This is a genomic window from Pseudohoeflea suaedae, from assembly GCF_004354915.1.
Taxonomy (GTDB): domain Bacteria; phylum Pseudomonadota; class Alphaproteobacteria; order Rhizobiales; family Rhizobiaceae; genus Pseudohoeflea; species Pseudohoeflea suaedae.
The window spans coordinates 675,543-689,298 of sequence record NZ_SMSI01000001.1; the positions used below are offsets into that span (position 1 = coordinate 675,543).

9 protein-coding genes are annotated in these 13,756 nt (G+C 63.4%); 5 read left to right on the forward strand and 4 right to left on the reverse strand.

Annotation, left to right across the window (positions count from 1 at the left end; all coding sequences use genetic code 11):
* Window positions 1-126 precede the first annotated feature (126 nt).
* The gene (locus E2A64_RS03165) at window positions 127-1,560 is read right to left on the reverse strand and encodes a helix-turn-helix domain-containing protein (RefSeq protein WP_133282976.1); all 1,434 of its coding nucleotides are present in this window, start codon (window positions 1,558-1,560) and stop codon (window positions 127-129) included.
* A 141-nt stretch (window positions 1,561-1,701) separates the two neighbouring features.
* Here E2A64_RS03165 and E2A64_RS03170 point away from each other — a divergent pair, with 141 nt between their 5' ends.
* From E2A64_RS03170 to scpA, 4 genes are all read left to right on the forward strand, one after another.
* Window positions 1,702-3,234 (forward strand): acyl-CoA carboxylase subunit beta, encoded by a 1,533-nt coding sequence (locus E2A64_RS03170; protein WP_133282977.1) that lies wholly within the window; start codon window positions 1,702-1,704, stop codon window positions 3,232-3,234.
* A gap of 82 nt (window positions 3,235-3,316) precedes the next feature.
* Complete coding sequence (locus tag E2A64_RS03175; RefSeq protein ID WP_206662415.1) at window positions 3,317-3,694, forward strand: hypothetical protein; 378 nt, start codon at window positions 3,317-3,319, stop codon at window positions 3,692-3,694.
* The gene (locus E2A64_RS03180) at window positions 3,691-5,712 is read left to right on the forward strand and encodes an acetyl-CoA carboxylase biotin carboxylase subunit (protein ID WP_133282978.1); all 2,022 of its coding nucleotides are present in this window, start codon (window positions 3,691-3,693) and stop codon (window positions 5,710-5,712) included. The genes E2A64_RS03175 and E2A64_RS03180 overlap by 4 nt, the downstream gene beginning before the upstream one ends.
* A complete protein-coding gene (gene scpA / locus E2A64_RS03185; protein WP_133282979.1) occupies window positions 5,709-7,847 on the forward strand; it encodes a methylmalonyl-CoA mutase in 2,139 nt (712 codons plus the stop codon). The genes E2A64_RS03180 and scpA overlap by 4 nt, the downstream gene beginning before the upstream one ends.
* Window positions 7,848-8,575: 728 nt before the next feature.
* Here scpA and E2A64_RS03190 read toward each other — a convergent pair.
* The 3 genes from E2A64_RS03190 to E2A64_RS03200 form a co-directional block, all read right to left on the reverse strand.
* A complete protein-coding gene (locus E2A64_RS03190; RefSeq protein WP_174235740.1) occupies window positions 8,576-9,886 on the reverse strand; it encodes a TRAP transporter large permease in 1,311 nt (436 codons plus the stop codon).
* Window positions 9,887-9,890: 4 nt separating this feature from the next.
* Window positions 9,891-10,463, reverse strand: a complete 573-nt coding sequence (locus tag E2A64_RS03195; protein ID WP_133282980.1) for a TRAP transporter small permease subunit — start codon at window positions 10,461-10,463, stop codon at window positions 9,891-9,893.
* 87 nt (window positions 10,464-10,550) lie between these two features.
* Window positions 10,551-11,570 (reverse strand): TRAP transporter substrate-binding protein, encoded by a 1,020-nt coding sequence (locus E2A64_RS03200; protein ID WP_133282981.1) that lies wholly within the window; start codon window positions 11,568-11,570, stop codon window positions 10,551-10,553.
* A 492-nt stretch (window positions 11,571-12,062) separates the two neighbouring features.
* Here E2A64_RS03200 and E2A64_RS03205 point away from each other — a divergent pair, with 492 nt between their 5' ends.
* Window positions 12,063-13,679 (forward strand): putative bifunctional diguanylate cyclase/phosphodiesterase, encoded by a 1,617-nt coding sequence (locus E2A64_RS03205; protein WP_158285668.1) that lies wholly within the window; start codon window positions 12,063-12,065, stop codon window positions 13,677-13,679.
* Window positions 13,680-13,756 lie beyond the last annotated feature (77 nt).

Below are 13,756 nucleotides of genomic sequence, written 5' to 3' on the forward strand. Positions count from 1 at the left end.
ATTGCGCTCGCCAGAGATGGTGGTGCGCCTCAAGTCCGTCGCGAGACGGCGAACCAGTTGCGGAGCGATACCAAGCTCCGTCGGTTGACAGCCCTGCCTTCCGAGGTGGGGCTTTTTGTTTCTGTATCAATCCAGCGAATAGGGAATGATGCCGCGGTCGTTGGCATCCACGTGCAGCCTGCGCTTGAGCGGCGGCACGGCGCGCTGGTGGCAGTCGCGGCGCTCGCAGATCCGGCAGGAAATGCCGATAGGCTCGAAGCTCGACGCCTGGCTCAGGTCCAGATCGTCGGCATAGACGAGTTCGTTGGCATGAGTGACTTCGCAACCCAGCGCCAGCGCATAGGTCTGCACAGGGTCGCGCCAGCCTCCGCTCGCTTTCGTGACCGCAAGTGCGAGGCAGAGATAGCGGATGCCGTCGGGTGTTTCGGCCAGTTGCCGGGTGATCCGGTTCGGCGTTTCGAAGGCGCGGTGAGCGTTCCACAGCGGACATGCCGAGCCGAAACGGGCGAATTGCAGCTTCGTCGCCGAATGGCGCTTGGTGATGTTGCCCGCCTGGTCGACGCGGGCGAAGAAGAACGGCACGCCCTTGTGTCCCGGTCGCTGCAATGTCGAAAGCCGGTGCGCCACCTGTTCGATCGAGGTGCCGAACCGGTCGGCGAGAAGCGTCAGGTCATGCCGCAATTCGCGGGCGGCCGTCAGGAATGCGCCATAGGGCAGGATCGCCGCACCCGCGAAATAGTTGGCGAGTCCGATCCGGCAGATCGCCGCCGCATCGTTGGAATGAAACGCCGCCTTCTCGATTATCCGGTCGATTGTCGCCTCGTGCTCCAGCAACCCGGTCTGGTGGGCGATCTGGAAAGCCTGCGTGGAGGCGGGCGTGCGCGCATTGAGCCACAGGACCCGGCTCAGCGGATCGAAATGGCGCAGCGTCTTGCCGTCCTTTTCGCTGCCGTCCTGTCTTTCGGCGCCGATCGTCACCCGCACCCGGTGCTTGCGCTCGATATGTTCGGCAAGCCCCCTCACAGGGCTGCCGCGGCTCTTCGATATCTGCTCGCCCAGCTTCTCGCCGGCGAGGTCGAGCTCGTGGATATAGTTGTCGACATAATGGAAGAAGTCGCGCACTTCCTCGTAGGGCGTCGGCTCGCTGAGCGCGCCTGTCCGCTCCAGCGTTTCGTCGAGTTCGGCGATCTGCTCGCCCGCCCGCCGCATCGCCTGGTGCATGGCGAGAAAGGCCTTGGCGAAGCTCGGCGCGTTCTGCACCACCAGCTTCACGTCGGCGCTCGAGGGCTGTGCCGCGCCCACCAGCGGATCGGCGAGCGCTTCCACCACGTCCGCCAGAATCCTGTCGGAATCCTGATCCGACAGGCTGGTGATGTCGACGGCGAAATTCTCCGCCAGCGCCAGGAGTACCGCAGCGCTCACGTGGCGCTGGTTGTTCTCGATCTGGTTGAGATAGCTCGTCGAGATGCCGAGCTTGGCCGCGAATGCCGCCTGCGTCAGTTCGGCCTCCGTGCGGATCGCCCGGATCTTGCCGCCGATGAAGAGCTTTCTCGCACGCATATTCGCAATTTCGCAAAATGATGATTTTGATATTTGCTATTTCAACTTGTTCACATTTTCAACCCTGTTCGCGGGTCTCCCGCCACGGTAATGTCGCCGTCGGATTGCAATCAAACCGGCTGGCCAGCCGGGGGAGTTACCATGCAGGATATTCTCGATCAGCTCGAAGAGCGCCGGGCTCAGGCGCGTCTGGGTGGCGGTCAGCGGCGTATCGACGCCCAGCACGCCAAGGGCAAGCTGACGGCGCGCGAACGTCTCGACGTCCTTCTCGACGAGGGCTCGTTCGAGGAATACGACATGTACAAGGCGCATCGCTGCGTCGATTTCGGCATGGCCTCGCAGCAATATCCCGGCGACGGCGTCATCACCGGCTGGGGCACCATCAACGGCCGTCCGGTCTATGTCTTTTCCCAGGATTTCACCGTCTTCGGCGGTTCGCTGTCGGAAACCCATGCCGAGAAGATCTGCAAGATCATGGATCTCGCGGTGCAGAACGGCGCGCCGCTGATCGGCCTCAACGATTCCGGCGGCGCCCGCATCCAGGAGGGCGTGGCCTCGCTCGGCGGCTATGCGGAAGTCTTCTGGCGCAACGTCCAGGCCTCGGGCGTCATTCCGCAGATCTCCGTCATCATGGGGCCCTGCGCGGGCGGCGCGGTCTATTCGCCCGCCATGACCGATTTCATCTTCATGGTGCGCGACACCTCCTACATGTTCGTGACCGGCCCGGACGTGGTCAAGACCGTCACCAACGAGGTCGTCACGGCTGAAGAGCTCGGCGGTGCCTCCACCCACACGAAGAAATCCTCGGTCGCCGACGGCGCCTTCGACAACGACATCGAGACGCTCTTGGAAATCCGGCGTCTGTTCGACTTCCTGCCTTTGTCCAGTCGCGAGGAGCCGCCGGTCCTGCCCACCCATGATGAGCAGGGGCGGCTGGAAATGTCGCTCGACACGCTGATCCCGGACAACCCGAACAAGCCCTACGACATGAAGGAGGTGATCCTGAAGGTCGCCGACGAGGGCGAGTTCTTCGAGATCCAGCAAGACCACGCCAGGAACATCCTCTGCGGCTTCATCCGTCTCAACGGCTCCACCGTCGGCGTCGTGGCCAACCAGCCGATGGTGCTCGCCGGCTGCCTCGACATCGATTCCGCCAAGAAGGCCGGCCGTTTCGTCCGCTTCTGCGACGCCTTCAACATCCCCATCCTGACGCTGGTCGACGTGCCGGGCTTCCTGCCGGGCACCAGCCAGGAATATGGCGGCATCATCAAGCACGGCGCGAAGCTCCTCTTCGCCTATGCCGAGGCCACCGTCCCGAAGGTCACCGTCATCACCCGCAAGGCCTATGGCGGCGCCTATGACGTGATGGCCTCCAAGCACATCCGCGCCGACGTCAATTATGCCTGGCCCACCGCGCAGATCGCCGTGATGGGCGCCAAGGGCGCGACCGAAATTCTCTACCGCTCCGAACTCGGCGACCCCGACAAGATCGCCGCCCGGACGAAGGAATACGAGGACCGCTTCGCCAACCCCTTCGTCGCCGCCCAGCGCGGGTTCATCGACGAGGTGATCATGCCCCATTCCACCCGCCGCCGCGTGCTCCGCGCCTTCGAGATGCTCAAGACCAAGAAGGTCGAGCCCCCGAAGAAGAAGCACGACAACATTCCGCTGTAGGGGAGAGCGAGTTTGTCGCAGCGTCCCCCTCTCTCAGCCAACACGAAATTAGAATTCATCCACACAAGGACTGCCGCCTGAAATGCCCAAACTTCCTGACATGACCAAACATCGCGGCTTTCCCTCCGGCCTTCCGGGCACCGGGTTCCAGTTCACCGTGCGGCGCGCCAACCCCAAGGGCGCGACGAAGATCATCGAGCGCAAGCGGTTCAACGACCGCACCTCCACCGAGAAGCTCGCCGACACCGCCTTCCTGCATGCCATCTGGCACATGTTCGGCGATGAGCCCTTCGAGCGCGGCAATCTCGATGCCGGGCGCATTTCCTGGCTCTTCAACCGCGAGATCGTGCCGGCCGAGAATCCCTTCGATCCGGAAAGCTACGAGGCGCTCCTGAAGATCGACGAACACGCCGCCCGCAAAACCTATCCCGACGCCTTCAAGGACGTTCTCGACGTATGACCACCAAGCCGTTCCAGAAGATCCTCATTGCCAATCGCGGCGAGATTGCCTGCCGGGTGATCGCCTCGGCGCAGAAGATGGGCATCGCCACCGTCGCCGTCTATTCCGATGCCGACCGCAATGCCGAACATGTGAAGATGGCCGACGAAGCCGTCCATATCGGCCCGCCGCCGGCCGCCCAGTCCTATCTTCTGGCCGACAGGATCATCGCGGCCTGCAAACAGACCGGCGCCGAGGCCGTGCATCCGGGCTACGGCTTTCTCTCCGAGCGCGCGTCCTTCTGCGAGGCGCTGGAAAAGGAAGGCATCACCTTCATCGGTCCCAAGCCCAAGGCCATCGAGGCGATGGGCGACAAGATCACCTCGAAGAAGATCGCGGCCGATGCCGGCGTTTCCACCGTGCCCGGCTTCATGGGGCTGATCGAGGATGCCGACCATGCTGTGAAGATCGCCGGCGAGATCGGCTATCCGGTGATGATCAAGGCCTCCGCCGGCGGCGGCGGCAAGGGCATGCGGATTGCCTGGAACGACGCCGAGGCGCGCGAGGGTTTCGACCGCTCGAAATCCGAGGCAGCCTCCTCCTTCGGCGACGACCGCATCTTTATCGAGAAATTCGTCGAGGAGCCGCGCCATATCGAGATCCAGGTGCTGGCAGACGCGCACGGCACCTGCCTCTGGCTCAATGAGCGCGAATGTTCGATCCAGCGCCGCAACCAGAAGGTCGTCGAGGAAGCCCCGTCGCCCTTTCTCGATGCCGAAACGCGCAAGGCCATGGGCGAGCAGTCGGTGGCGCTGGCAAAAGCCGTCGACTACCAGTCCGCCGGCACCGTCGAGTTCATCGTAGACAAGCACCGCAATTTCTATTTCCTCGAGATGAACACCCGTCTCCAGGTCGAGCATCCGGTCACCGAACTGATCACCGGCATCGATCTCGTCGAGCAGATGATCCGCATCGCAGCGGGCGAGAAACTGGCGCTCACGCAGGATGATGTGACTATCAACGGCTGGGCCATCGAAAGCCGGCTCTATGCCGAGGATCCCTACCGCAACTTCCTGCCCTCGATCGGCCGCCTGACCCGCTACCGCCCGCCCGCCGAAATCCGCAATGTCGACGGCGTGACGCTCAGGAACGATACCGGCGTGACCGAGGGATCCGAGATCTCGATGTTCTACGACCCGATGATCGCCAAGCTCTGCACCCATGCGCCCGACAGGCTTCCGGCCATCGACGCGATGGCGGAGGCGCTCGACCGTTTCGAACTCGAAGGCATCGGCCACAACATCCCGTTCCTGTCGGCGCTGATGGGCCATCCGCGCTGGCGCGAGGGACGGCTGTCGACCGGCTTCATCGCCGAGGAATATCCCGATGGCTTCGCGCCCACCGAGCCCGACGAGGCGGCACTCGGCGAATTCGCCGTCGCGGCAGCGCTCCTGTCCCACATCCACTCCGAGCGCAACGCCTGGATCTCCGGCGCGCGCTTCCCGCAGGCTGAACGGCGTGCGCAGGAGGAAAAAGTCGTCCGCCTCGCGGGCGCCGAGCGCCGGGTGAGCATCGATGACACCGACGGCTCCTTCGCCGTCCATCTCGACGGCGCGAGCCGCGGCGTCGTCTATACCGGCTGGGCGCCGGGCGATACGCTGGCCGAGGTGGAACTCGACGACCGCTCGCTGGTCTTCAAGGTCCGGGCCATCGCCGGCGGCTTCAATCTGAGCCATCACGGCGTCGATCTCGATGTCCGCGTCTATTCCCCGCGCGTCGCCGCACTCGCGGCCCTGATGCCGGAGAAGGTGGCGCCCGATACCTCGAACCTGCTGCTCTGTCCCATGCCCGGCCTCGTCGTCTCCATCGCCGTCAAGGAGGGCGACACGGTCGAGGCGGGTCAGACGCTTGCCGTCATCGAGGCCATGAAGATGGAAAACGTGCTCAAGGCCGAAAAGCGCGCCGTCGTCAGCAAGATCCCCGTCGCCGCCGGCGACAGCCTGGCCGTCGACGAGGTCATCATGGAGTTCGGGGAATGACCAACACCAAGCGCGACTGGATCGATCTCGCCACCAAGGATCTCAAGGGCAGAAACCCCTCCGAGCTCAACTGGGAGACGCCGGAAGGCATCACCGTTCGTCCGCTCTATACCGGGGACGACGTGCCCGAGGCGGCGGCCGGCGAGCTTCCCGGCTTCGCGCCCTTCACGCGCGGCATCCGCTCGACCATGTATGCCGGCCAGCCCTGGACGATCCGGCAATATGCGGGCTTCTCGACCGCCGAGGAATCCAACGCCTTTTACCGCAAGAACCTCGCCGCCGGGCAGAAGGGGCTCTCCGTCGCCTTCGACCTCGCCACCCACCGGGGCTATGATTCCGATCATCCGCGCGTGCGCGGCGATGTCGGCAAGGCCGGTGTGGCGATCGATTCCGTCGAGGACATGAAGATCCTCTTCGACGGCATTCCATTGGGCGAGATGAGCGTCTCCATGACCATGAACGGCGCCATCATTCCGGTGCTCGCCATGTTCATCGTCGCAGGCGAGGAGCAGGGTGTCGCGCGGAAGGATCTGACCGGCACGGTGCAGAACGACATTCTCAAGGAGTTCATGGTCCGCAACACCTATATCTATCCGCCGGAACCCTCCATGCGCATCGTCGCCGACATCATCGGCTACACCTCCGCCGAAATGCCGCGCTTCAACTCGATCTCCATTTCCGGCTACCACATGCAGGAAGCTGGCGCGACGCTCGCCCAGGAACTGGCCTATACGCTGGCCGACGGCATGGAATATGTGCGCGCGGCCATGGATCGCGGCCTCGATATCGACAAGTTCGCCGGCCGGCTCTCCTTCTTCTTCTGCATCGGGATGAATTTCTTCATGGAAGCGGCCAAGCTGCGCGCCGCGCGTCAGCTCTGGGCGAGGATCATGACCGATTTCGGCGCCAAGTCCGACCGCTCGAAGATGCTCCGGACCCACTGCCAGACCTCCGGCGTCTCCCTGACCGAGCAGGACCCCTACAACAACGTCGTGCGCACTGCCTTCGAGGCCATGGCCGCGGTGCTTGGCGGCACCCAGTCGCTGCACACCAATTCCTTCGACGAGGCGATTGCGCTGCCCACCGAGTTCTCGGCCCGCATCGCCCGCAACACACAGCTCATCCTCAGCCACGAGACGGGTGTCACCAGGGTCGTCGATCCGCTCGGCGGCTCCTATTATGTCGAGGCGCTGACCAGGGACCTCGCCGACAAGGCCTGGGAACTCATCGAGGAAGTGGAGAGCCTGGGGGGCATGACCAAGGCCGTCGAACAGGGCCTGCCCAAGATGCGTATCGAGGAGGCCGCCGCCCGCCGCCAGGCGCGCATCGACCGCGGCGAGGACGTCATCGTCGGCGTCAACCGTTTCCGGCTCGAGGACGAACTCCCCGTCGACATCCTCAATATCGACACCGACAAGGTGCGCGCCGGCCAGGTCGCGCGGCTCAAGAAGATCCGCGACACCCGCAACGCCGAACTCTGCGCAAGAACCCTCGCCGACCTCGAGAAAGTGGCGAAGACCGGCGAGGGCAATCTGCTGGCCGCCGCCGTGGAGGCCGCCCGCGCGCGCGCCTCGCTCGGCGAGATTTCCGATGCCATGGAACGCGGTTTCGGCGGCCGCCACGTCGCCACCACCCGCGTCATCTCCGGCGTCTATGACGACGCCTATCGGGGCGATCCCGAATACGAGCTCATCCGCGAGAAGATCGAGACCTTCGCCACCGAGAAGGGCCGCCAGCCCCATGTGCTGGTCGCCAAGATGGGGCAGGACGGCCACGACCGCGGCGCCAAGGTGATCGCCACCGCCTTTGCCGACATGGGTTTCAAGGTCGATCTCACCGACATGTTCCAGACACCCGAGGAAGTGGCCGCCAGGGCCGCCGAACTCGATGTCGACGTCGTCGGCGTCTCCTCACTGGCCGCGGGTCACAAGTCGCTTGTCCCCGATCTCATCGCCCGGCTCAAGGAGGCCAGTTCCAAGGACATCGCCGTCGTCGTTGGCGGCGTCATCCCCGAACAGGACTACCAGTTCCTCCGCGACGCCGGCGTCGCCGAAATCTTTGGTCCGGGCTCCAATGTGCTGGACGCCGCGAATGCCGTTCTGGCTCGGGTCGAGGGGTTGAAGAGGAATGTGTGAGACTGCCGTGCGCCCATCATAGCATTCCGTCGTGATGCTCACCTTTCTTTCGTCGTCCGGGCCCGTCCGCCTTGATGCTCACCCCTCCATCGTCATGGTCACCCCTTCGTCTCCATGCTCGTCCACCTCTCGTCATCCTCGGGCTTGACCCGAGGATCCAGAATGGCGCGGCCACTCCGTCTCTCTCGAGGCCGAGAAAGCGTTGCGGCGTCTTGGCCAAAACCTGGGTGCCGGAAATCGCGGGGGGAAGAAACGCGAACCCCGCCTCTCGTCATGCCCGGACTTGATCCGGGCATCCATTCCGTGATGCCGCAAGGCTCACGATCCATCGCCTGTTCCCAACCACATCTTGCCCTCGCCTTTGGGGGATATCGAACACGCCCCGCGCCTTGAGGCATGGATGCCCGGATCAAGTCCGGGCATGACGACCGAGGGAAGCCCAAACAAAATCCCCCGCAATTTCATCCACCCTCTCCGAGCCTCCCTTATCCTTCTCCCGTCCTCTCGTTGGAAGCCCGGCGGCGCACTGGTCGACGGGGAGGGGAACGGTGCCGGGCGGCCGTTTGCCGTTGCCTTTTGCACTTTGCATTCGCAGTAGACTTTCGCGACTTTCGGCCGCCCGTCTTCCTGCACGCGCCGGTTTAGGCGCCAAGCAAGACGCCATATGAAAACCGCCGCCCCGGAGATCCGGGACGGCGGCGATTGTCGTGTCTTCCCTTGGATTGCCGTTACAGCATCCAGGTGGCGATCTGCGGGAAGAACAGCAGCAGCATCAGCACCAGCATCTGCAGCGCGATGAACGGCAGCAGCGCGGTGTAGATGTGCTTGAGCGTGATGTCGGGTGGCGCCACACTCTTGAGGTAGAACGCGGCCGGCCCGAAGGGTGGCGTCAGGTAGCTCACCTGCATGTTCACCGCGAACAGGACGCCGAACCAGATCGGATCATAGCCGAGCTGCTTGATGATCGGCACGAAGATCGGCAGCGTCAGAAGTGCGATACCGATCCAGTCGAGGAACATGCCGAGTACCAGCAGGATCGCCATCATCACCATGATGAGCACCACCGGCGGCGCGTCGATGCCGAGGATCGCGCTAGAGACGAAGCGGTTGCCGCCCATCAGATTGTAGACGCCCACGAGCACGGCCGCCGCAATACCGATCCAGATGATCATGCCGCAGGTTTCGAGCGTATGCGTCAGGCTGTCCTGCAGCATCTTGGTGTTCAGCTCGCGACGCAGGAGCGAGATGATCAGCACCGAGGACACGCCGAGGGCAGCGGCCTCCGTGATGGAGGCGACGCCCGTATAGATCGAGCCGAGGACGGCAAAGACGATGAAGCCCGGCGCGATCAGCGACCTGACGGCGCCGGCCACGGATTCCTCGGCATGCTCTTCCTTGCTCATCGGCGGGCCGAGCGAGGGATCACGCAGGCACTTGATCAGCACATAGGCGATGTAGCAGCCGAGCAGCAGCATGGCCGGCGTGATCGCGGCCACGAACAGATCGGCGATCGAGACGCCACCGACGAGGCCGTAGATGATCAAGACGATCGAGGGCGGCATCATGGTGCCGAGCGAGCCGCCGGCGCAGACCACGCCGATCGAGAGATTGCGGTCATAGCCCAGACGCAGCATCTGCGGCAGCGCGAGAATGCCAAGCAGCACGATCTCGCCGCCGATGACGCCGGACATGGCGGCCAGCAGGATCGCCACGATCAGCGTCTGGATGGCGACCCCGCCCGGCAATCGTCCGGCGAGCACGCGCATCCCGTTGAAGAGGTCCTTCGCAATCCCCGAGCGATCCAGAAGCGCGGCCATGAGAATGAACATCGGAATGGCGACCAGCGAATATTCGGTGATGAAGCCGAAGATGCGCGCGGTCACCAGCGGCAGCGCATTGTCGCCGAACCAGCCGAAGGTGAAGGCGAGCGCCACCAGGCCGGTCACCCAGGCCAGCGGCTGTCCGGAGAGAAGGAGAATGAAGATCGATGCGACGAGCACATAAGTGCCCATCTCGATCCCGAGTGCGTTAAGCCCCATGACGTTACTCCCCCGGGCTCTGGCGCTGTTCGCGCGTGTCGCGGCGCAGGACCTGGATCAGATGCAGCGCGGACTGGACGAACATCACGATGACGCAGAACAGGATGATGATTTTCAGAAGCGCCGGTGTCGGCGGGTTCCACGAGGTGCCGGTGCCTTCGAAATGGATCTCGCCGGTCGGCGTATGGGTGGCCTTCCAGGCCATGATCGCGCCGGCATAGCCGAGGCCCGCGAAGAAGAGCATGGCCACGACGCAGTTGAAGATGTCGAGGATCTTCCGGCCTTTCGGGCCGACCGCGTCATAGACCATGCGCACGCGGATGTGCTTGTTGCCGGCCAGCGCCACGGGGCCGCCGATCAGGAAGACGGCTGCGATCAGGAAGGTGGTCGTCTCGTGCGCCCAATAGGTCGGCGAATCGAACACGTAGCGCGAAATCACCTCGAAGACGCTGATGAGGAAGGCCGCGAAAATGGCCCAGGCAAACGCCTTGCCGGTCGTTTCGAGTGCGCGGTCGAGCCAGGTTTTTTCGAAATCGGGGGGTGCCAGCTCCATGTCCCCGTCCGGATTGTCCGACATGTTGTACTCCTGCGCGGAATTGCAAAGAAAACCGGCCGCGTGGATGGGCGCGGCCGGGTGATGCTAGCTGAGATTGCCGCCGGAGGCCTAGAGCAGGTTGCGGCCTTCGAGGTACTTGACGACGGTGTCGTAGTACTTCTGGGTCATCTCGCTCTTGCCGGCCCAGACCTTCCACTCGTCCTGGGCGATGCGGCGGAACTTCGCGCGCTCTTCAGGCGACCAGTTGATGATCTCGATCTTCGGATTTTCCTTGGCCTTGGTCACCGCTTCGGCGTCGAGCTTGCGCACCGAATAGATGTGCTTGAGAATGAACTCGTCGACCGACGCGTTAAGGACTTCCTTCAGGTCGTCCGGCAGTTCGTCCCACACGCCCTTGTTGATCGAGATGTCGATAAGCGGCAGCGAGTGGAAACCCGGGTAGAGCGGATAGTTGGCGATGTCGTTCATGCCGAGCGCCTGGTTGGTGGCGAACACGGTGTTGTCGGCAGCTTCCACGACGCCCTTGTCGAGCGCGGTGAAGATTTCCGAGCCCGGCAGGGCGACGGGCGATGCGCCGGCCTTCTGGAAGATCTCGTAGACCATGCCTTCCGGAGCGCGCAGCTTCACGCCCTTGAGGTCTTCGACGGTGCGGATCGGCACGGCGGAGACGAAGGCTTCCGGCTCGGTGGCCGCGGCGCCGATGAAATGAACGCCATAGGGCTCGACCAGTTCGGCATAGAGCTCGTGGCCGCCACCGGTCTGCATGAAGCCGAGCAGCTCGAACGGGTCGGACCACGCGCCGACGAGGTTGCCCATCATCGCGAATGCCGGGTCCTTGCCGGCGAAATAGCTGGGATCGGTCAGGTGACCCTGCAGGATGCCGGAGCCGACGGCTTCCAGCGTGTCGGTGTGCGGAACCACGGAGCCGATCGGCAGAAGCTCGATCTCGATGCGGCCGCCGGACATCTTGTTGACGCTCTCGGCCCACTTCTGCTTGTTGACGAAGCCGGGCTCGCCGGCGGTTTCGGACGTCTGGAACGTCCAGTTGTAATCGGCGGCGTAAGCTGCACCGGCAACAACGAGTGCGGACACCGAGACCAGTGCGGCCCCGAACAGTTTCGTAAGCATGGAATGCTCCTCCTCGAAATACAAAATGCGTCGGTTAGACGCGGTCCGGACCCGGCCTCCAGGTTCCGGATCTGAGGGGGAGTTGTACATGATTGCGACGGGTGATCAACTCCGCGATACACGGAAACTGCCATATTTGTCCTACCAGAGATCAATCATATGACTAATGCGGCCCACGTCGCGAAAGGCCTTTCGCATCGCGCAAAATTTTCAGGAAAATGCGCAATTTTGTTGCGATGCATTAATTATGATCTTTCGTCTGGTAGATGAAAACCGGCAAAACCCCCTATTTGTCCTACCACTGACCCTCCATGTAGGGTCTCGCGACTATGGCGCCGCGGAGGCGTCACGGGCCTGCACGGAAGCGTGCCTGCGTCAAAATGTCGGCATGCGCGGCGCATGTTTCGCGCCGGGCTTAAGAGTGCCTTCAGCATTCCCTGTCTTGAGTGTCGGCAAACCGGATGCGGCAGGCGGCGCGCCGTTGGAAACAGCATGCAGGCGAGGGTTTCAGTGCAGCAGGCAAAGACTGACGAAACGGCCTACTATCGCCGTGAAATTCACTCCCGTGTCGTGAATTTTCGGAAAGTGACCTGGCTCCTGGCGCTCATGGTCGGCTGCGCGCTCGGCCTCATGGTCGTCGCCGTTCCGCTTGCATACGGCCTTCTCGACAGCCCGTGGCTTGAGGTGGCGGGGGTGGCCACCGGCGGAGCGGGAGCATTCCTCCTCATGGGCGCCGCCTATATCAAGCGCCGCGTCGATGTCGACATGACCCGGCTGATCGGGGACTTCAAGCTCGCCCACGCGCGGCAGGACACCGATGCGCTCACCGGCGCCTTCGTGCGCAACCGCTTCCTCGCCGATCTTTCCGAGGCGATCCTGCGAAGCCGCGGCGAAGGCGGTGCCGTGGCGCTTCTCGTCTTCGACGTCGATCATTTCAAGCAGATCAACGACGGTTTCGGACATCCGGTCGGCGATGCGGTTCTGGAGTTTTGCGTCCGCTGCGCGCGCAAGACCTTCCCGGGCGCGGTTGTCGGTCGCATGGGCGGCGACGAATTCGCGGTGTTCATCGAGCATGATTCCCCGATCTCCGTCGGCTATATCGACCAGGCTTGCGGCGAATTCCTCGCCGGTTTGCGCGAAGGCTTCCATATCGGTCACCGCCGCCAGACGGTCTCCTCTTCGATCGGCATCGCCATGTCGCCTGGCGACGCCACCCGCGCCGACCTGCTGTTCGGCCATGCCGACATCGCGCTCTATGAAGCCAAGCGTGCCGGGCGTGGAACGTGGCGTTTCTTCCGGCCGGAGATTCTCGCCGACAAGCGGCAGGAGCGGTTCGTGGAGCGCGAATTGCGTGCTGCCATCCTGATGCAGGAATTGAAGGTCCTCTATCAGCCGATCGTCAATTCGAAGGGCGACCTCAAGTCGCTCGAGGCATTGGTGCGGTGGGATCACTCCTCGCGCGGGCGCATCAATCCCAACGAGTTCATTCCCATCGCCGAACGCTCGCGACTGATCCATGATCTGGGCATGGCGGTGCTGCGGCAGGTTTGCATGGATATGGCCGGGCTTCCGAACGTCCGGGTCAACGTCAATGTCTCGGCGCGCCAGCTGCAGCTCGGTCATTTCAAGGAGGATTATATCGCCATCCTCGCCGAGGCGGATGTGGATCCCTCGCGCATCACTCTGGAAATTACCGAAAGCTCGCTGCTCGAAGCCTCGGACGTCCTCAAGGATCGCATCGGGACGCTGCGCGACGCCGGCTTCAGTATTGCGCTCGATGACTTCGGCATGGGCTATTCCGAGTTCAACCAGCTGCGCACGCTGCCGTTCGACATCATCAAGATCGACAAGTCCTATACCCAGTCGCTCGGCGTCGACAAGGTCACCGATATCTTCGTTTCCGCGGTGGTTTCCGTCGCCACCCATCTCGACCGCCAGGTCGTCGCCGAAGGGGTGGAAACCGAAGCCGATATCAGCCGGGCAAGCGCTGCCGGGTGCGGCCTGTTTCAGGGGCACCTGTTCGACAAGCCGCTCACCGCGGAAGCCGTCGGACGCAAATACGCCCGGCCGGGAAGCTCCCCGGTAACGCGCGCCTCATCGGCCGCCTGAGGCGCTTGAGGCAGGCTCCGTCGACGGTGCCCGTTGACGGCGCGGGGCTTCAAGGGAGCGCGGCCGGCACATCCCTC

Bases quoted from the DNA above. Each gene is read 5' to 3' on its own strand.
- E2A64_RS03205 (WP_158285668.1), top strand. From the start codon at position 12,063: ATGCAGGCGAGGGTTTCAGTGCAGCAGGCAAAGACTGACGAAACGGCC.
- E2A64_RS03170 (WP_133282977.1), top strand. From the start codon at position 1,702: ATGCAGGATATTCTCGATCAGCTCGAAGAGCGCCGGGCTCAGGCGCGT.
- E2A64_RS03200 (WP_133282981.1), bottom strand. From the start codon at position 11,570: ATGCTTACGAAACTGTTCGGGGCCGCACTGGTCTCGGTGTCCGCACTC.
- E2A64_RS03190 (WP_174235740.1), bottom strand. From the start codon at position 9,886: ATGGGGCTTAACGCACTCGGGATCGAGATGGGCACTTATGTGCTCGTC.
- E2A64_RS03175 (WP_206662415.1), top strand. From the start codon at position 3,317: ATGCCCAAACTTCCTGACATGACCAAACATCGCGGCTTTCCCTCCGGC.
- scpA (WP_133282979.1), top strand. From the start codon at position 5,709: ATGACCAACACCAAGCGCGACTGGATCGATCTCGCCACCAAGGATCTC.
- E2A64_RS03180 (WP_133282978.1), top strand. From the start codon at position 3,691: ATGACCACCAAGCCGTTCCAGAAGATCCTCATTGCCAATCGCGGCGAG.
- E2A64_RS03195 (WP_133282980.1), bottom strand. From the start codon at position 10,463: ATGTCGGACAATCCGGACGGGGACATGGAGCTGGCACCCCCCGATTTC.
- E2A64_RS03165 (WP_133282976.1), bottom strand. From the start codon at position 1,560: ATGCGTGCGAGAAAGCTCTTCATCGGCGGCAAGATCCGGGCGATCCGC.